General features: G+C 33.7%; 21 protein-coding genes and 1 pseudogene. 7 read left to right on the forward strand and 15 right to left on the reverse strand.

The annotated features are described in order from the left end of the window. Positions 1-21: 21 nt before the first annotated feature. From B9N71_RS07240 to B9N71_RS07250, 3 genes are all read right to left on the reverse strand, one after another. A complete protein-coding gene (locus B9N71_RS07240) occupies positions 22-624 on the reverse strand; it encodes a YjaG family protein (protein WP_085165167.1) in 603 nt (200 codons plus the stop codon). Beyond that, on the reverse strand, positions 617-1,690 hold the full coding sequence (gene hemE / locus B9N71_RS07245; protein ID WP_085165169.1) for a uroporphyrinogen decarboxylase: 1,074 nt from the start codon (positions 1,688-1,690) through the stop codon (positions 617-619). The genes B9N71_RS07240 and hemE overlap by 8 nt, the downstream gene beginning before the upstream one ends. Before the next feature lie 112 nt (positions 1,691-1,802). Continuing rightward, positions 1,803-2,690 (reverse strand): LysR family transcriptional regulator ArgP, encoded by an 888-nt coding sequence (locus tag B9N71_RS07250; RefSeq protein WP_085165171.1) that lies wholly within the window; start codon positions 2,688-2,690, stop codon positions 1,803-1,805. Positions 2,691-2,898: 208 nt separating this feature from the next. Here B9N71_RS07250 and rpiA point away from each other — a divergent pair, with 208 nt between their 5' ends. After that, a complete protein-coding gene (gene rpiA / locus B9N71_RS07255) occupies positions 2,899-3,555 on the forward strand; it encodes a ribose-5-phosphate isomerase RpiA (RefSeq protein WP_085165173.1) in 657 nt (218 codons plus the stop codon). A 79-nt stretch (positions 3,556-3,634) separates the two neighbouring features. After that, positions 3,635-4,876: a phosphoglycerate dehydrogenase gene (gene serA, locus B9N71_RS07260; RefSeq protein ID WP_065590285.1), complete on the forward strand. Its 1,242-nt coding sequence runs from the start codon at positions 3,635-3,637 to the stop codon at positions 4,874-4,876. Between the two features lie 136 nt (positions 4,877-5,012). On the opposite strand, the gene srlR is transcribed toward serA, so the two are convergent. The 6 genes and pseudogenes from srlR to srlA form a co-directional block, all read right to left on the reverse strand. Next, complete coding sequence (gene srlR / locus B9N71_RS07265; protein ID WP_085165174.1) at positions 5,013-5,795, reverse strand: glucitol operon DNA-binding transcriptional repressor SrlR; 783 nt, start codon at positions 5,793-5,795, stop codon at positions 5,013-5,015. A 99-nt stretch (positions 5,796-5,894) separates the two neighbouring features. Then, positions 5,895-6,254, reverse strand: a complete 360-nt coding sequence (locus B9N71_RS07270; RefSeq protein ID WP_085165176.1) for a transcriptional regulator GutM — start codon at positions 6,252-6,254, stop codon at positions 5,895-5,897. A gap of 77 nt (positions 6,255-6,331) precedes the next feature. Then, the gene (gene srlD / locus B9N71_RS07275) at positions 6,332-7,111 is read right to left on the reverse strand and encodes a sorbitol-6-phosphate dehydrogenase (RefSeq protein WP_065590282.1); all 780 of its coding nucleotides are present in this window, start codon (positions 7,109-7,111) and stop codon (positions 6,332-6,334) included. Positions 7,112-7,123: 12 nt separating this feature from the next. Continuing rightward, entirely contained in the window at positions 7,124-7,495 is a 372-nt protein-coding gene (locus B9N71_RS07280) for a PTS glucitol/sorbitol transporter subunit IIA (RefSeq protein WP_244178535.1), read from the reverse strand. A gap of 93 nt (positions 7,496-7,588) precedes the next feature. Beyond that, a pseudogene (srlE, locus tag B9N71_RS07285) lies at positions 7,589-8,573 on the reverse strand (PTS glucitol/sorbitol transporter subunit IIB). Positions 8,574-8,594: 21 nt separating this feature from the next. Further along, positions 8,595-9,143 carry a PTS glucitol/sorbitol transporter subunit IIC gene (srlA, locus tag B9N71_RS07290; protein WP_085165178.1) on the reverse strand — a complete coding sequence of 183 codons (549 nt, stop codon included), beginning with the start codon at positions 9,141-9,143 and terminating at the stop codon, positions 8,595-8,597. Positions 9,144-9,417: 274 nt separating this feature from the next. Here srlA and B9N71_RS07295 point away from each other — a divergent pair, with 274 nt between their 5' ends. The 3 genes from B9N71_RS07295 to mutH all read left to right on the forward strand — a co-directional run bounded on the left by B9N71_RS07295 (position 9,418) and on the right by mutH (position 11,311). Beyond that, positions 9,418-9,954: a Dps family protein gene (locus B9N71_RS07295; protein ID WP_034913453.1), complete on the forward strand. Its 537-nt coding sequence runs from the start codon at positions 9,418-9,420 to the stop codon at positions 9,952-9,954. A gap of 61 nt (positions 9,955-10,015) precedes the next feature. Then, a complete protein-coding gene (locus tag B9N71_RS07300) occupies positions 10,016-10,564 on the forward strand; it encodes an NADPH-dependent FMN reductase (RefSeq protein WP_085165180.1) in 549 nt (182 codons plus the stop codon). 75 nt (positions 10,565-10,639) lie between these two features. Next, the gene (gene mutH / locus B9N71_RS07305) at positions 10,640-11,311 is read left to right on the forward strand and encodes a DNA mismatch repair endonuclease MutH (protein WP_143422079.1); all 672 of its coding nucleotides are present in this window, start codon (positions 10,640-10,642) and stop codon (positions 11,309-11,311) included. 99 nt (positions 11,312-11,410) lie between these two features. Here mutH and argA read toward each other — a convergent pair whose 3' ends face one another. The 5 genes from argA to aroE form a co-directional block, all read right to left on the reverse strand. Beyond that, entirely contained in the window at positions 11,411-12,739 is a 1,329-nt protein-coding gene (gene argA, locus B9N71_RS07310; RefSeq protein WP_085165184.1) for an amino-acid N-acetyltransferase, read from the reverse strand. A 289-nt stretch (positions 12,740-13,028) separates the two neighbouring features. Continuing rightward, entirely contained in the window at positions 13,029-14,228 is a 1,200-nt protein-coding gene (locus B9N71_RS07315) for an MFS transporter (RefSeq protein WP_085165186.1), read from the reverse strand. Positions 14,229-14,471: 243 nt separating this feature from the next. Continuing rightward, a complete protein-coding gene (gene aroL, locus B9N71_RS07320) occupies positions 14,472-14,984 on the reverse strand; it encodes a shikimate kinase AroL (RefSeq protein WP_085165188.1) in 513 nt (170 codons plus the stop codon). A gap of 216 nt (positions 14,985-15,200) precedes the next feature. Beyond that, positions 15,201-15,554, reverse strand: a complete 354-nt coding sequence (locus B9N71_RS07325; protein WP_034913431.1) for an Aca2/YdiL-like domain-containing protein — start codon at positions 15,552-15,554, stop codon at positions 15,201-15,203. A gap of 154 nt (positions 15,555-15,708) precedes the next feature. After that, positions 15,709-16,539: a shikimate dehydrogenase gene (gene aroE / locus B9N71_RS07330; RefSeq protein WP_085165191.1), complete on the reverse strand. Its 831-nt coding sequence runs from the start codon at positions 16,537-16,539 to the stop codon at positions 15,709-15,711. Between the two features lie 476 nt (positions 16,540-17,015). Here aroE and rpmB point away from each other — a divergent pair, with 476 nt between their 5' ends. Together rpmB and rpmG are read left to right on the forward strand one after the other, a co-directional pair. Next, positions 17,016-17,252: a 50S ribosomal protein L28 gene (gene rpmB, locus B9N71_RS07335; RefSeq protein WP_085165193.1), complete on the forward strand. Its 237-nt coding sequence runs from the start codon at positions 17,016-17,018 to the stop codon at positions 17,250-17,252. 15 nt (positions 17,253-17,267) lie between these two features. Then, a complete protein-coding gene (rpmG, locus tag B9N71_RS07340; RefSeq protein WP_025314526.1) occupies positions 17,268-17,435 on the forward strand; it encodes a 50S ribosomal protein L33 in 168 nt (55 codons plus the stop codon). A 431-nt stretch (positions 17,436-17,866) separates the two neighbouring features. Here the strand turns inward: rpmG and gltP are convergent, their stop codons facing one another. Beyond that, positions 17,867-19,177 (reverse strand): glutamate/aspartate:proton symporter GltP, encoded by a 1,311-nt coding sequence (gene gltP / locus B9N71_RS07345; protein WP_085165204.1) that lies wholly within the window; start codon positions 19,175-19,177, stop codon positions 17,867-17,869. Between the last annotated feature and the right edge of the window lie 71 nt (positions 19,178-19,248).

A 19,248-nucleotide genomic window follows, 5' to 3' on the forward strand; every position in this document is an offset into this window, starting at 1 on the left:
AAAAATTTTAAAAATTACACTTTAAACGCCTTGATAGCTCAAAAAAACACCAATATTACTAGTTCCCGCTGCTCGAATTTCATCTTTCAAGCCTTTTATCAACTCATTCATTTCATTATTTTCTTCGCGTAGCAATCGAAATATTTCCCACTGCAAATCGAATTCATCTGTAACACTAGGCAAAGTTTGTTGTTCATCTTCTGAAAGAGTAACATTTGTTTTGGTCATTTCAAATTCAGCAACTGTAGTTGCTGATATACTACTGACTTTAGCTGTATGTTCAGCGATTTCACCACTCAAGTAAGAGTGTAAGACCTCACCAAGTGCATGACAAGCATCGATGGCTGGATAAACCATATAAGGACTATCATCAGTTACAGTTGGAATAATGAGTTCTAATTTCTCAAGCTGTAAATCAAAATTGATTTTTACATCTTCAACTAATAGTGATTCCCAAACTAAATCCAGTATTTTTTTATAATTTTTAGCATCATCTTCATGATGTTGTTGATGACAATAAAAAACAAAGTTGGGATACATTCGTTCACATAAGCAGACCATAAATAGACGTTGTTTCCATTGTGGTAACTTTTCTAGCCTTAATTGAACAGGATTTTTAATCATGATGAAACCTTTTTGATAGTCGATGTACCGCTTCAATCAAATACTGTACATTCTCTACAGGGATATCTTGGTGAATACCATGCCCTAAATTAAAAACATGCCCATTGTGATAGCCATATTCATTAAGAACGGCCTCTACGTTGGATTCAATTGTTTGCTTTCCTGCATATAAAACGGAAGGATCTAAATTCCCTTGTACTGCTATTTTCCCTTTTTGAGTAATCTGGCTTAAATTTACAGTCCAATCCACTCCCACCGCATCACAACCTGTATTAATAATACGATCAAGCCATATTCCTCCTCCTTTAGTAAATAAAGTAACAGGAATGTACGAGGTTATATCTTGACTTTTTTTACCTTGTTTTAATTGCGATAAGATCTGTTGCATATAGTCAAGTGAAAATGTTTGATAGCTTTGATGACTTAATACGCCGCCCCAAGTATCAAAAATCATAATCGATTGTGCTCCCGCTTGAATTTGTGCATTTAAATATAATGCGATACTGTTTGCTAGTTTTTCAAGTAGTTGATGCAACGCTTTGGGCTCACTATAAAGCATCTTTTTAATTTTGGTGAATGCTTTGCTACTGCCCCCTTCAATCATGTAGGTGGCTAGTGTCCATGGGCTTCCCGAAAAACCAATTAGTGGAACTTTACCATTGAGTTCTTTTTTTGTTAATCGAATCGCATCCATCACATATTTAAGTGATTGCTCTGGATCTGGGATGGGTAATTGTTCAATATCTGATATGCAAGATATCGATTTTTTAAATTTAGGGCCTTCACCCAATTCAAAATATAAGCCAAGCCCCATAGCATCAGGGATTGTTAAAATATCAGAGAAAATAATAGCAGCATCAAGCTCAAATCGTTGTAATGGTTGTAAGGTGACCTCACAAGCTAATTCTGGCGTTTGACACATCGTCATAAAATCACCCGCTTTTGATCTTAATTGACGATACTCAGGTAAATAACGACCTGCCTGTCGCATCATCCAAACTGGTGTATAGTCTACAGGCAAACATAGTAAAGCTCGTAAATAACGATCATTTTTTAATTGGCTCATATCTTCAGCTCTTTAAATATAGACTTTATTTTGTTAAAAAGTTTCAGGTAAGTATGTGTTTCAGTATAAAAATCACTTAATTTATCTATTATTTGTGATCTAAATCCTGAGGCTATGATAATGTTCGTTGTGCATAACGAATCAAGGTTTCAGAGATATTTTGCATTACACTACTTTCAGGAGCAAAACGATGCCAATATAGCATACGTCTTTGATATAACCCATCAGTTAAGTTAATTAATTCACCATTTTTTAATTCTTGCTCAACTTGCAACTTTGGTAACATACAGCAGGCCGAACCTTGTTTAGCTAATTGCACAAAAGCTTCAGATGAACTAGTGATATGGCAAATTACACTACCTGGCGTAAGGTTAAAGTTTTCTTGTAAGAAGGCCTGATGCATATCATCTAAATGATCGAATGCAACAGCAGGCGCTTTTAATAAAGATGATCGAGTTACCCCAGTTGGAAAGTACTTTTTAGCAAAATCAGGTGAAGCCACAAAAATATAGTCTAAAGCACCTAATAAATCAGACAAGCAACCTGGTAAAGGATTAGCTTGAATGCTAATCGCACCAACTACTGTCCCTAAACGCAATAATTCTAACGTATGTTCTTCATCTTTGACTTGAATATCAAAACGTAAGATATTTTTATCTAAAACTGGTTTTAACGCAGGTAAAAACCAAGTTGCTAAAGAATCAGCATTAATCGCAATAGATAACGACAACGGTGTGGCATTTTGCTCGTTATCACCTAACCATTGCTGTTCTAATAATTCAACTTGATGTAATAAGCCAAGCAGGTGCTCACCTTGTTTGGTTGCTTTCGGAGGAATGGTCCTAACTAGCAGTTGTTGACCAAAAAAGCTTTCTAATTGTTTGATACGTTGCGAAACCGCAGGTTGTGTAATACACAATTTATCAGCAGCTCTTTCAAATCCTCGTTCCTTTATCACCGCATCTAATGCTTGTAACGCTCTATAATCTGGACGCTTCATAATCTCTTTATTAATGATTTGATCATTGCTCAAATATTAAATCTACTTTAATATCGTAATAAGTTTTAAACATATCACAAAGTTGATTTAATTCTTAAAATCCTAATGATTTTTGCTTTCTAATTGGGTACTATGCCATATCTTCAACAATTTTGCTTTCAAAATTTTATTTTTTTAAGAAAAATTATCCTCAAAATAGGGGGTTCTTATGACACAAGACGAGTTAAAAAAAGCCGTAGGCTGGTCAGCCTTAAAATTTATCAAACCCGATTCTTTTATTGGTGTAGGAACAGGCTCCACCGCATCCCATTTTATTGATGCATTAGCTACAATAAAAGATCAAATCAAAGGCACTGTATCTAGTTCGGAAGCATCCACCCAAAAATTAAAAAGCTATGGTATTCCTGTTCTCGATTGTAATGAAGTCGATTATTTGGATGTCTATGTCGATGGTGCAGATGAAATTAATCACCAGTTGCAAATGATTAAAGGTGGTGGCGCAGCTTTAACGCGCGAAAAAATTGTTTCAGCCATTGCTAAACAATTTATTTGTATTGTTGATGAATCAAAAGTTGTTGATGTATTAGGTAAATTCCCATTACCGGTTGAAGTGATCCCAATGGCACGTTCCTATGTTGCTCGTGAGTTATATAAGCTGGGCGGTAAACCAATATATCGTCAAGGCGTTATAACTGATAATGGTAATGTGATTTTAGATGTTCATGATCTTGTCATTACCAAACCAATGGAGCTTGAAAACCGAATTAATAGCATTTCAGGTGTGGTTACTGTTGGATTATTTGCCAATAAAGGCGCTGATATTGCGCTTGTTGGATGCAGTACGGGTGTAAAAGAGCTGAGATAAAATCATTTACAACAATAAAGTTAATAATGGTATTTAATTATAAGTACCAATTTGTATGCTGAAGGAAAGAGAGGAAATAATGGTTATTCAAACTTTAACCAAAGATGAAAATAAGTTTTTATTACTTGAGGGAGTTCATCCTAGCGCAATTGAAATATTAAAATCCGCCGGCTTTACCAATATTGAATATCATAAAAGCGCATTATCGCCTGAAGAACTTAAGCAAGCTCTGAAAGATGTCCGGTTTATTGGAATCCGGTCAAGAACACAATTAACTAAGGACATTATCGATTCTGCACCTAAACTTGCTGGCATTGGCTGTTTTTGTATAGGTACCAACCAAGTTGATCTTGATGCAGCGACAGTAAAAGGGATTCCTGTTTTTAATGCACCATTTTCAAATACGCGATCTGTAGCAGAACTAGTATTAGCCGAAGCAATATTATTACTTCGTCGAGTACCAGATGCAAATGCTAAAGCACACCGAGGAAAATGGAATAAGATTGCGACAGGTTCACACGAAGCTCGTGGTAAAAATTTGGGTATTATTGGTTATGGGCATATTGGTAGCCAACTAAGTATTTTGGCTGAATCGTTAGGGATGAATGTTTATTTTTATGATATTGAAACAAAACTACCTTTAGGTAATGCTAAACAAGTTTCAACAATGAAAGAATTACTAGCAATAAGCGATATTGTTTCAATGCATGTGCCAGAAAATCCAACAACCATCAAAATGATTAGTGATAACGAAATTGATGCAATGAAACAAGACGCAATTTTAATCAATGCTTCACGCGGTAAAGTTATCGATCTTGAGGCTTTAACTAAAGCTTTGAAAGCCAATAAACTCAGTGGGGCAGCTATTGATGTTTTTCCAACAGAACCTGCTAGTAACAACGACCCTTTTGAATCTCCATTATGTCAATTTGATAATGTAATTATTACTCCGCATATCGGTGGTTCAACTAGCGAAGCACAAGAAAATATTGGGATTGAGGTCGCAAGTAAACTAGCTAAATATTCTGATACTGGTGCAACACTTTCAGCAGTTAATTTTCCTGAAGCCTCTTTACCTATTCCAGCTAAAGGCTCTAGTCGTTTTATTAATATTCATCGTAACCAACCTGGTGTTCTAACTGCTATCAATACGTTATTCGCTGAACAAGGGCTTAATATTTCAGCACAATATTTACAAACTGATCCTCAGATTGGTTATGTTGTTATTGATATCGATAGAGTTAAACAAAGTAAGGCTGAAGAGTTGTTATCTAAACTGAAAAACGTGCCAGGAACAATTCGTGCTAGATTGTTATTTTAAGGTGATAAGTCGGTACGCTTGTTAGCCACTCAGCTTTAGCGGGTTTTTAATTTTGAGTAAATTAAATTTGTTTTGTTAATAATTTGCATCACTCAAATAGATTCCCGCTAATGCAACATTTAAACAATGCTATTTTTTATTCTTTATCAATTACTTCTACTTTAATGACTTTGATGCCTCGTTGTATGAGTGCTTCATAATATTTGTCATCTAATTTATTGTCGGTGATGATGGTATCAACAGCATTTAAGTCACACACAACATTAGGACTACGCCTGCCAAACTTGGTTGAGTCAGCTAATAATATTAATTTTGCCGCAGCTTTACTCATGGCAACACTGCCGTGATAGCTTTCATTAAATGTTGTCACGCCCCCTACTAAATCAATCCCATCAGCCCCCATAAATAGTTTATCAAAAGTGTAAGATTCAAATATGGCCGCAGTTGATGCGCTGTTACTGTGAAAAGAGGCCGATTTACGGCGAAAAGTGCCACCTGATAAGATAATAGTATGATCATTATTATGTGCAACAAGTTCATTTACAATGTGTAAGCTGTTGGTCATAATAGTCAAATTATTGAAACTTGTCAGTATAGGAATCATCTGAGCAACAGTACTTCCAGAATCAAAAATAATTGAGTCACCTTCTTGGATCAATTTAACTGCTTCGTATGCAATTGATTTTTTAGATCCAATGTTGATGTAGGTTTTATGATCAATAGCTCTATCACCAATTTCACGGTTTAACATGGCACCGCCGTAGGTACGTAAAACTAGACCACTTTGGCTGAGTTGAGTAAGATCTTTACGAATTGTAGTTCCAGTCGTTTTGAAATGCTCAACTAATTCATCAATACTAACTTGCCCATTATTTTGCAGGTATTCTAAAATAGCTGTTTGTCGTTGCCTTACTTTCATATTATGATTCCATCATTATTAGTATATAGGAAATTTTATTTTGCAAACCATTATACTTTATAATGAAAGAAATTACTTTTCAAAATAAAAAGATAATTATTAATTTTTTGCTGTTAAGGCAACAATCAACGCACTTTGTGATATTACGTCGTTTGGAAATATTTCTTCAGGGATTATTTTTGATACAGATAAGCCATGGAGCTGGGAAATAGATTTAGGCAATGCAAATACCGTAATCCCTTTTATTATGATAGAATCAATCACAACTTTATTTTCATCTAATGAAATTGCGATTAATACTCTTGGTCTAAATCGTTTACTTTTACTACGACCAACACCTAAGTAGCAACCTTTTTTTAAAGCTAGAAACGCTTTATTGAAACGACGAATTTGAAACCAACTAAAAATAATTTGAATACACCAAGCAATAAGCGCTATAGCAATTAGAGTAGTCGTCATATTTAATATTTTTCCATTTTTTTAAGCTAGAATAAAAAGTGCGATAAGTTTAAATTAACTTTCGCACTTTATTTTAACTAGAACATCACTTGTCCACCAGTAATGTTGATTGATTGCCCTGTGCAATATGATGCTTTATCACTTGCATAAAATAGCAATACGTCAAGTACATCTTGATAATCACAACCTCGTTTTAAGGGAACTTTATCAATATAAACTTGTTCCACTTGGTTTTCAGGAATACCTAATTTTTTAGCATACTGTGGTATTAACGATTGGAACATAGGGGATTTTAATAAGTTACCTAACATTAATGAGTTTACAGTAATACCACAATCAGCAAGATCTAGGGCAAGTGATTGTGTTAACCCTACCCCACCAAATTTGGCTGCGCTGTATCCTGAATTATGTTTGCTACCCACTTTTCCAGATTTCGAATTGATTTGGATAATACGACCAGCGGTATTATGTTTTACCATTAATTTTGCAAATTCACGCGCACATAAGAAATAGCCAGTTAAGTTGACATCAACCGATAATTGAAAATCACTTAATGCAAAACTGGTAATTGGAGCTGCACGTGCAATTCCTGCACTGTAGACTAATAAGTCAGCATGTTTAAATGTAGCTTCAACGTCTTGTGCTAACTTGATGACACTATCTTCTTTGGTTGCATCAACAACAAAGCCTTTTGCCGTGCCAGCGCCATGTTTTTGATTTATTTCATCTGCAACTTTGTTTGCATTAGCGGCATTCAAATCTGCAACGGCAACTTTGTATCCAGCATCAGCGATACCTTTACATAAGAATTCACCAAGAGTTTGTCCGCCACCTATAACAACTGCTACTTGTTTCATTTTTTATGTTCCTTAATCATTTACAATTCTAATTTCATCACCCACAAAAAGCTGACTTGGAGTTTCACCTTCTATATGAATGGTTCCTGGTAATTCGGCTTGATTATTACTATCAAATTTTAATGTGATATGACCTAATTCACGGAAATTAACGCTAGCAACATCACCCACCGCGGTAATTTTGTAACTCTGTTTACCTAGATAAATGGTCTGCCCAACTTGTAAATCTTGTTTTAAATCATCATGACTATGCACAAAACAATAATCCGCTAAATCTGCTGGTGCTCCAGTTTTAAACAGGATTAACATACCATCAGTTAATGCATCTTGAGCAAACTCACCAATTTGACTAATTTTTGATTGATAGATAATATTTGACATCATTAACCTTCTTATTTCTTGCTTTCACTTAATCCAAGCTTTTTATTTTTAACGTTAGTTTAAAATGGGATGGAACCATCCCATTTTTTAGACAATCTATTGATAGATAAATAACGATACCGCCCATGCAACTAATACTGTTGGCGCACCGGTTAAAAAGCGGCTAACTAACACCGATGGTACCCCTACTCGAACTGTATCTTGTTTAGCTTCAGCAAGTGATAAACCAACCGGAATAAAGTCGCATGCTGCTTGTGCATTAATGGCAAATAATGCTGGCAATGCTAAATGCGGTGGAATATTACCAAGTCCAATTTGAACACCAACTAATGTCCCAATAACTTGAGCAATAACCGCACCAGGACCTAAGAATGGGGAAAGTAATGGAAATGAACAAATTAAGGCTAAAATAACCAATCCAAGCGGATTGTTTGCCAGTGGTACTAGCCCATGCGCAATAAAGTTACCCAATCCAGATGCAATGATGATACCAATTAGTGCCGATACAAACGCCATAAAGGGAAGTATTGTTTTCAGTACAGTGTCAATTGTATCTCGGCCAGCTTGGAAGAAGACAGCAACGCCAGAACCCATACCGATACCAATTCTTGCTAACAAACCATCGCTTTGTTCAGTAATTTTTTTGCTGCTGTCATAATCTTTAAATTCAGACGATTTATTGTTTGTTGCTGGTTCGCTTACAACATTCCCTTCTTTTTCTATTAGTTTGATATTGTGAGGTTTTACCGCAGAAACATAAATATCTTCAACAATATATTGAGCCAGAGGGCCTGATTTACCTGTGGCATGAATATTGATAGTTGGTATACGATTTTTTGGATAAATTCCACAACGTAATGTTCCTCCACAATCAATCACAGCAACGCCAATTTCATCTTTAGGCGGCTCACCATCTTTAAAACCATCAATAGCTTCCCAACCTGTTAGATCAACTAAAGTGTCAACTATGGCTGGACGAGTCTGCTGCAATATAAACAATTTTTTTACCAGCAATAACTGGAAGTTCCAAAGGTCCACCCCAACCTGCTTCGCCTTTTTCAAGGTAGATAAATTTTGCCATTTTTTATATTCCTTATTTTTATTATAGATGAACTTTTCTTTCTAACTTGATGCCCATTTTTCTTTCAAAAATGGCAGTACAAAAGTCAGTAATCCACCCCCTAAAGAAGTTAGCACCTAAACCGACAAGAAAATAACTCACAGCAAGAGGGCCTAAAGGTAAATTTAGGGTAGTTAAACCGGCCGCTATTCCCAAATAAACAAAAAGTTCACCAGGGTTAACGTGTGGAAAGAGTCCATTCATTGAATGGCAACTATAAGATGAAGCTGCATAATAACTCGGTTTGTAAAACTCTGGCATAAAACGACCTAGGCTTAATGTCATTGGATTACAAAATACGAAAGTTCCGATAAGTGGTAATAATAGATATCGAGAAACAGGATTGCCCGCACAAGCTTGCGCTAAACGTTCAATACGTTCTTGCCCAATAAATTTAATCACTGCGTTCATCACAACGAGTAATGAAATTAATAATGGTAATATACTTGTTACCATACCCACAAATACCTTGCCGCCTTCTTGGAATAAACCAATAAACCATTCGGCACCAAATGAAATAGCATCAATCATATTGTCTCCTATTGAGTTAAATTTCGCATTAATGCTATCAACTTTGAAATATAAAAACTTTTAACTAAATCACATTTTGAAATATTTTCTTTTATTTTGAAAGATATTATTTCAGATAAATAAAAACAAAAAAGAAGAAAGAGATAAAAAAACCATAGGTTACTGAAATAGCAATGATAGTAAAAAATTAACGTTTTTTATTGGACATTAACATTAAGTTGGCGTAATTTTGTCAATACGGGTATTTATTATTCAATTTAAAGGAGAATATATCATGGCTAAAAGTACGGCTTCTGCTAAAAAACTACAACAATCAGCTATTTTGTTTCCTACTGATTTAGGACAAAAGGCATCAAAAGATATTTCTGGAGCAATGAATTCTGTTTTAGCAGATGTATTTGCTTTATATTTAAAAACTAAAAACTTTCATTGGCATGTTAGTGGCCCTCATTTCCGTGATTACCACTTAATGCTAGATGATCAAGGTGAAGAGCTATTTGCAATGACAGATCCGATTGCGGAACGTGTCCGTAAGTTAGGTGGCACAACTCTACGCTCAATTGGTCACATTGCTAAATTACAGAGTATTTCTGATAATGATGCAGATTTCGTTGAACCATCAGATATGCTTGCCGAGCTATGCCAAGATAATGTAAAACTAACAGAACGTATGCGTGTTGCACATGATATTTGTGATAAATACAATGATACGGCTACTGCCAGTTTAATTGAAGAGTGGATCGATCAAACAGAACAACGTGCATGGTTCTTGTTTGAAGCAGGACGAAAAGTCGACTCATCAGGACATTAACAAATACTATTAATTTAAGAGGTATTAAAAATACCTCTTATAAAAAAAGTGGAGATTTAAGATGAGTAAAAAAATTGCTGTACTGGTAGGAAGTTTGCGCAAAGACTCTTATAACTTAAAAGTAGCAAAAGTTTTTCAAAAAATTGCACCACCATCACTTTCATTACAAATTATTCAAATTGGCGATTTACCTTTATATAATGAAGATATTGATAATGATACCCCTCCTGCCTCTTATACTCGTTTCCGCAAAGAAGTAGCCGATTGTCAGGGTGTTATTTTTGTGACACCAGAATATAATCGTGGAGTTCCTGCTGTTATCAAAAATGCAATAGATATTGGTTCTCGTCCTTATGGTAAGAGCATTTGGTCTAAAAAAGCCGCTGCAATTGTTTCCGTTTCACAAGGTGCAATTGGTGGATTTGGCGCTAACCATCAACTTCGTCAATCATTAGTATTTCTTGATATGCCGACATTACAACAGCCTGAAGCTTATATTGGTAATGTAGCTTCTGCTTTTGATGAAAGTGGTAATATTACTGAAAAAAGTAAAGAATTCTTAATCCTTATTATTAATAGCTATGCAAGTTGGGTTGAAAAGTTAAGCTAATAACTCTTTATTTTAAGATTCACAGTCAATATAATTGACTGTGTTTTCTTAACAAGTAAGTTAACTATTTTTGCCATGCCTATATTTTTTCCTAATAGTGAACAAGAATTATTGCAACGAGCTCAGTTAGCAGCAGGTTATACTTTTGGCGAGATAGCACAATACTTAAACATACCTATACCGAATAATCTAAATAAACAAAAGGGTTGGGTAGGCAATCTTATTGAAACTTTTTTAGGAGCCAATGCTGGTAGTAAAGCTGAGCAAGATTTTGCTAATCTTGGTATAGAGCTTAAAACTATTCCTGTTGATAAACACGGTAAACCACTTGAAACAACCTTCGTTAGTGTCACACCATTAATGGCTAATCATGGTGTTATTTGGGAGACAAGCCATGTTAGATATAAACTTGCAAAAGTGCTTTGGATTCCGATAGAAGGTGAAAGAACGATTCCTCTCGCAGATAGAAAAGTTGGAAAACCTATTATGTGGACACCAACTAAAGAACAAGAGCAACAGCTCAAACAAGACTGGGAAGAGTTAATGGATATGATAGCACTAGGGCATATTGAAAAAATTACCGCCCGATATGGTACTTATTTACAAATTAGACCTAAAGCAGCCAATGGACAAGCTCTTACGGAAGCAATTGGTGAAAATGGTGATATTATTTTAACTCGACCACGTGGGTTTTACTTAAAAAAAACATTTACAATGCAAATTTTAAATACTGTTGTAACATACTAATTCTAATTACTTTTTATAGCTGGCGTTAATATCCCATTATTTAATACCAGATTTATATATTAGAAATTTTAGTCGCTCCCAGATCTATTTAAATATAGTTCAAAGAATATCAAGCATTAAAATTTTAGAATTCCTTTGATAATTATAAAGTTTTTTCTTTTTAATCGGTAAATCATCAACTTCTGCTGGGTTAAAACCTTTTTCTCTAAACCAATGAATACTACGTGTAGTTAAAACAAATATTTTTTCGAGTCCTAGCTGGATTGCTTTTTCTGTTAACTTTTCAATTAAGTCATCTCCTCGAGATGAATTGCGATAATCAGGATGAATAGCTACACAGGCCATTTCTCCCATTTTTTCTTCAGGATATGGGTAAAGCGCTGCACAACCAATTGTCATATTATCACGTTCAATAATGGTAAATTTATCGATCTCCATTTCTAACTGCTCACGTGAACGTTTAACCAAAATACCTTGTTCTTCAAGTGGGCGTATGAGTTCTAGAATTCCTCCAATATCGTTAATAGTTGCTAAACGCACTTGTTCAGAATGCTCCATCGCTACTTGTGTTCCAATCCCATCACGCGAAAATAATTCTTGTAAAATTGAGCCATCAACCAAATAACTTACCAAATGGCTTCGTCTGACCCCACTACGGCATGCTTTAGATGCTGCACGTAAAAAACGTGCTTCACTAGATAAAGGCTTACCTTGCTGCTCTTTTTTATTGACATAATTATCCGCATCAACAGGATAAAGGTCGGTAATAACACGACCGTTTTCATCTAGTACTCCTTGTTCAGCGCAAAAACTGATTAATTTATCCGCTTTTAAGCGAATAGCAACTTCGGTTGCGACATCCTCAGACGCTAAATTGAAACTTTCACCAGTAACCGAAACGCCAACAGGGCCTAGTAACACAATTGAGCCACGATCTAGTTGTTCAGCTATAGCCTCGTTGTTTATACGGCGGATTTTACCTGTATGACAATAATCAATCCCATCATCTACCCCTAAAGGTTGTGCAATCACAAAATTACCACTTACAACACTGATATGAGCTCCTTGTAATGGAGTATTATTTAAACTCATTGATAAACTTGCGGTAATATTGAGTTGTAATGAACCAGTAACTTGTTTAATGATGTCCAGTGTTGTTGCATCGGTAATACGCGTATTTTTATAATATTTAGGTGTGATATTATGATTTTTTAAAGATTCATCAATCTGATTGCGAGCACCATTAACAATAACAAGTTTAATACCAAGACTATAAAGTAAACCAATATCACTAATAATACTTGAATAATTATTACTTTTTAACACTGCGCCTGTGAGCAAAATTACAAATGTTTTACCATGATGTGCATTAATATAAGGTACTGAATGTCTTAAGCCATCAACTAACTCAGTTGTACGTTCTTTCATTTTCACAACCACCTCAAGCTGAATACTTATTCACTTTTTATGTATTTTTATTTATTTTTGGTTTTATGGCAAGCAATATTTCAAGAATCTAATAAAAATCTTAAAATTTGCTATTAATAAAAGTTAATGGCTTAAGCTTAATGATTTTTGATTAAGTAATAATGGATTAACAAAATATTGAATTGTTAAATACGAAAATAAATTAAAATTTTTATGAGATGTTAATATCGAAAAAAAGCATGCCATATTGGCATGCCCTCTAACATTATTATTCTTAAAATATATAAAATTATATTTTTGTTATATCAACTACCTTTTTAAAACGATAAAAGATAATTGAGCCAAGTATTACACTTGACATCGCAATAAAAAAGTCAATTAATATGGCATAACTTACATTGAACATAGCTAATTTTGGTACTATAAGCGGAATGATAACAAACGATAGACCGCTAAAAGTATACATACAACCTACAGCAAGACCTTTTCGTGTTGGGAACATTTGTTGCATAACAACCAAAGTTAATTGAAGTACCCCCCCTGCCGCAGTAAATCCCATTCCTATTGCGACGATAACGCACATTGCAGGTGAAACATTAAAATAAAAAATGATTAATACCAACGCAGATAAGGCAGGCAAAATAATGATGCAAAAGATAGGTTTTAATAGATGTTTGACTACAAAAGCCGTAACAAATACAGAAATAATTGAGGCAGTACTATAATAACTAATCAGTTGATTAGCATCAGGTTCGCTCATATTAACAGCTCTGATAGCGATAGTTGGCAACCACTGCAAAACAATAACGAATGTTGCTGTTGTTGTAAATCCCATAATAATTAATAAAATACCTTCAAATCCAAAATTAGGTTTTCCAATAAAATAACTTTGTGAGCATTCATTACTTTTAATGGAGGTATCTATATGTGGAAACTGCTTAGGAAGTAAAAATAGTGTATTAACTATTAAATAAGCAACAAAACCATAAAAAATCCAACCATACCATATTTGGTATTGATGGCAAAAAACAACAATAAATGGAAGAACAAGAGATCCCATTGAAATGAAAGCCTTGATCAATACGCTAGCTGTACCACATGAGTTTGGAAAACATTCTGTTAATGCTGGCATTGAACCAGTATCTAAAAAAGAATTTCCAGCCCCAATAGCAATAGCTAAACAAAAAGCAATATTTATATTAGTACAAAAAGGCATTCCTAGAAAAAAAATAGCATAGCAAGCCATACCTAGACAAATAAATAGTTTGCGACCAAATTTATCTGACAATACACCACCAACAAACATTAATAATATTTTTCCAATTCCTATACCCGAAGCAATTTTACCAATGCCGATTAGATCAATGTTAAGTTGTTTCGATATATCATATGAAAATTGCATGATCACAATTAATGCAATACTTTGTATTATATAATTTGCATATATAGATCCTGCAATTCCATAAGAATTGACCTTTCGATTATCCACTTGTCATACTCCATATGTAAAACATAAAATTATAATTCTATTCAATATACAAGTATCAATATTAATCAGAAAGATAGTAAGTATAAATTTGTTACTTAGCTTTCATTTGGTTCTAGAAAACAATAAAGTTTTATTCAAAAATTAAACTTATATAGAATCTTAATTAAATTTTAAAAATTTATTTTTTCTATTATTAATAAAAATACCACTTTTTAATCGGTATTTTTATTAAAAGAAGTTAAATTAGCTTTGAAGTATTTCAAACATTTTTGCAAGAATCAAACTTTCATCTTGATCAACATTGATCACATGGTGTGCAGCATCATGATATAAAGGTAATCTTTCAGCCAATACCTTTTCCATTTCATCATAAATAGATAGGCCTGTTAGTGACGGTCTTTGAGCAATGTTAGGATCTTTCATTAAACGCGCAGCTAGTGTTGCCGCAGGTGCAGATAAAAAAATAACTATACCATTTTGTTTCATAAAATTCCGGTTATGCTCAGCTAATACCATACCGCCACCAGTTGCAATGACACAATTAGGTTTAGTTGTATCAATCAACACCTGGCTCTCTCTTGCTCTAAATCCTTCCCAACCTTCTTTTTCAACAATTTCGGCTACCGTCTTTTGAGTAGTTTCGAGTAAATATCTATCGGTATCAATGAAAGAAAACGATAGCTTATTTGCTAACATCTTTCCCATCGTTGTTTTACCTGCAGCCCGTGCACCAACTAAAAAAATTGTTTTATTCATATTGGGTTTTATCTTTTCAGATTTATAGAATATATTAACCATGCTAGTGATTCGCTCTTATTTTTGCAACAAATTTTTTACATATTATATAAAAAATATATAACTATATATTTTTTATATAATTAAAAATAACCTATATAGAATATATCCGTAATGAAATGTTTACAATATTATAAGAAAGCTTTTAAAACCTAAAAGTCATCTTAATAAAGTTAATTAACATAACTTTTCTAAACCACGGAAATAGAGCTCTGTTGCAATTGATTGATGTAATCGCCATTGAATCACATCAAGATCTAAATTTACCTTTTTGAACTCTTCGTATGTCATAAAATAGCGAATTGTATTACTACCAATACGATCATTAATACTATTTATAATAATATTTATTTTTTCGTTTCTGATTTTTTTTAGTTCTTGCATTGCTTTTCCGACAAACTCTGGGATCGGCTTTGTACCATTTTCCCAATCATGCCATGTATTAATATCTGTTTTGCCAATATATTCACTAGCTTCTGATACTTTTAGCATAAGAAAACGACGATACGCTTGCAATTCTAAGTTAGTCATAAATGCTCCTTATTATAATGCGCTTGATCTATCCAATTAATATATTAACTTTGCCTATGCCAACGTAATATAGTTGGCAATAGCAGCTAATTATATAAACAGTAGAAAATACGATTAATTCCAATTTAACTAGATATGTTTGCCTGTTTGGTAATTAATGTTTAGCTAAAGCATCAATTACAGCTTGTTTTGCTCGTTCAGAAAGATCTTTTCCTGTCCAAATCTTAAATTGAGCATTTGCTTGACCAATAAACATTTCACGCCCTGAAATAGATTGCCAGCCAGCTTTTTCTGCTTCTTGCCTAAAACAAGTATTATATGGAGTATAAACAATATCGTAAGCCACTCCTTTACCTTTAAACCAAGCTTGTTTATAAGGTGTTTGATTCTCAAATTTACCCGTCATACCTAATGGTGTTGAATTAATAACAATTTGAGCTTCAACTTTGCTACGGTCTTCCCATGAAATAGTTTTAAGGTTGAATTCACTAGCTAATGCCTGAGGTAAATCATCAGCAATATCCGTTACTGTAATATCGGTATAACCAAGTTCCTGTAATCCCACTACAGCTGCTCGTGCAGCACCTCCTGCTCCAAGTAATAACACTTTTTTGAATTCTGCTGGCAGTTTTTTATTTTGAAGTGGCTCCATGAATCCAATAATATCTGTATTATCCCCACAAAGTTTATCCCCTTCCCAATACACCAAATTCGCCGCACCTGCTTTTTTTACATGATCTGTCACTTCATCTAAATAAGGGATGATAGTCTGTTTATGTGGAATAGTGACACATAATCCACGGATATTTAGTAATCTTACTGATTTAAAAAGTGTCGGTATCTCTTCTGGTGGAGTAGGAAAAGGAACTAAAACTGCTGGGATCCCATAATCTTGAAATGACGTAGTATGAATAAGTGGACTCATACTGTGCCCTAAAGGATAACCGATAATGCCATATATACTATACGGCGTGAACTGGTTCATATAATCTCCTTATAAATTGGAAAATTAACACGATATAAATAAAAATCTTAATCAAGCTTATTAAAACATATTTATTATTAAATTAAATCATTTTTTCTAAAATGATGTTAAAGACAGTATATTGTTTTATAATGAATTGTTCGTTATAAGAAAAAAGCAAGTGCTATTACAAAAAATTTTTACAAAAATTTTATCTATCAGATTGATTCAAAATGGTTTTAGGAATTTTTTTTAACTAATAAAATAAATATTATATGAGTTATGCCATTGTAAACTAATTTTATGCATAGGTAAGATAATACTTGAGAATTTGCGCATAACAGCGTATACTTCGCTACCTCATTATTATGGGTGTAGTGTGAGAGGTTAAACTGCTTCTCAGATAGAACTGCAGTAAACTAAAAGCCTGACGAGGTCAATTCCATTAACATATTACGCCCAGGGCTTAAGCATAGAAATTTCGGAGAATTATTGACATGTCACGAGTATGCCAAGTAACAGGAAAAGGTCCTTTAGTAGGAAATAATCGTTCTCATGCGATGAATGCTACTAAACGTCGTTTTCTACCAAACCTTCAAACTCACCGTTTCTGGGTTGAGAGCGAAAAACGTTTTGTAAAATTGCGTGTATCTGCTAAAGGTATGCGTACTATCGATAAAAAGGGTATTGATTCAGTTTTAGCTGAACTTCGTGCCCGTGGTGAAAAGTACTAATAAGGAAACCATATCATGGCTAAAGGTGTACGCGAAAAAATCAGATTAGTTTCTTCTGCTGGTACAGGTCATTTTTATACCACTAGCAAAAATAAAAGAACTATGCCTGAAAAAATGGAGATCAAAAAATACGATCCTGTAGTTCGTCAGCATGTTATTTATAAAGAAGCTAAAATTAAATAGTTATCTAATAAATACTGAAAAACCCAGCAAATGCTGGGTTTTTTTATATCGATTTGTAGACAAAATTATCGCTATTTTCAATAAAACAACATTAACCTATGGAAAATAACGAGTTGTTTATACTTCATAGTTAAATAATCTCTAAAAAATTAAGGTGTGTTCTAGAAATTACTTAAGCTTTGGTTTTCTATTTTTTGAATCGATAAATACTATATCAGGGTATGTAATTAATGAAATACCTAATTATGAAAATAGAGAGCATTGCGAAGTTGATTTCTTTCTGATTAGTGGTCACCGATGGTGAAAGAGTTGAATTTGACATGACAAAATATTTCTTATTCTTATCAATAATTAAATGGATATACTTTGCATAAAACTACCTGATAAACAGGTAGTTTTTTGGGGATAAATTAATCTACATAATTATTTAATCATTTTAAATATTGTTGTTCATAAGCTCTTGCTTTTTTGTCGTCAAAAGTATGTTCCCAACGCGCAATAACAATTGCTGCTAGTGCATTACCAACCACATTAACTACTGTTCTGCCCATATCTAAAATACGTTCTACCCCCATAATATAACCAATCCCTTCAAGAGGAATACCGACACTACCTAGGGTTGCCGATAAAACAAGAATTGACGCACCAGGCACACCTGCAATCCCTTTAGATGCAATCATTAAAGTGATGACAATAATAACCTGATCCAAAATAGTTAAATCTATGTGGAATAACTGTGCTAAAAAGATAACAGTAATACTTTGATAGAGTGTTGAACCATCAAGATTAAATGAATAGCCTGTAGGTATAACAAAGCTAGTTATCGATTTTGGTGCTCCATAAGCTTCCATCTTTTCAATTATTTTAGGCAATGCAGTTTCAGAACTTGCGGTTGAAAATGCAATCACTAATTCTTCTTTCAAGATTTTTAATAATGTAAAAATATTAAATTTACAAATTTTACAAACCAGCCCTAATACCACTAACGTAAAAATAATCATTGCCGAATAGACGGTTAAAATTAATTTAAGTAGTGGAAGTAAAGATTCAAATCCATATTTAGCAACCGTTACCGTGATAAGAGCAAATACACCAATAGGTGCATAACGCATTATCATATTAGTTACTTTAAACATAGTATCTGAAATTACTTTTAAAAATAAAAGAAAAGGTTCACGTTGTTTATCTGGCAAAGACATTAAGCCTAGACCAAAAAAGACACAAAAGAAAATCACAGGTAAAACAGCACCGTCCGTCATAGCTTTAAAGATATTAGCAGGAATCATATCTAATATCATAACAATTAAACCATGAGGTTTACCGCTTAATTCTTCAGCTGCTTGGGTATACTTACTAATGTCTGTCGTTGCAAGTGTTGAGGAGTCAATTCCCGAGCCAGGTGAAAAAATATTTCCCCAAGAAAGACCTAATAAAATAGCAATAGTTGTAATAATTTCAAAATAGAGAATTGTTTTAAAACCTAAGGTCCCTAACCGTTTTGAACCACCAAGACCTGCAATACCTAGAGTTAAAGTACTCAGTATAATTGGCAACACAATCATTTTAATTAACCGAATGAAGATATCGCCTGCAGGCTGAAATATATTTACTATTGAAAATTGATAATATGAATGCAAAGGGTGGTTTGTAGCAGAGAGCTCAAATAAATAAGCACCTACGGCAATTCCTAGAATCAAAGCAATCAAAATTTGCCATGCAAGATTTGTTAATATTTTTTTTATTAAAAATGACATCTAATACTATTCCTTTTTACGATTCTTTAAAATAAAAAAGGATTAGCAAAACTAATCCT

The sequence above is a fragment of the Gilliamella bombi genome (genome assembly GCF_900103255.1).
In the GTDB taxonomy this organism is placed as follows: Bacteria; Pseudomonadota; Gammaproteobacteria; order Enterobacterales; family Orbaceae; genus Gilliamella; species Gilliamella bombi.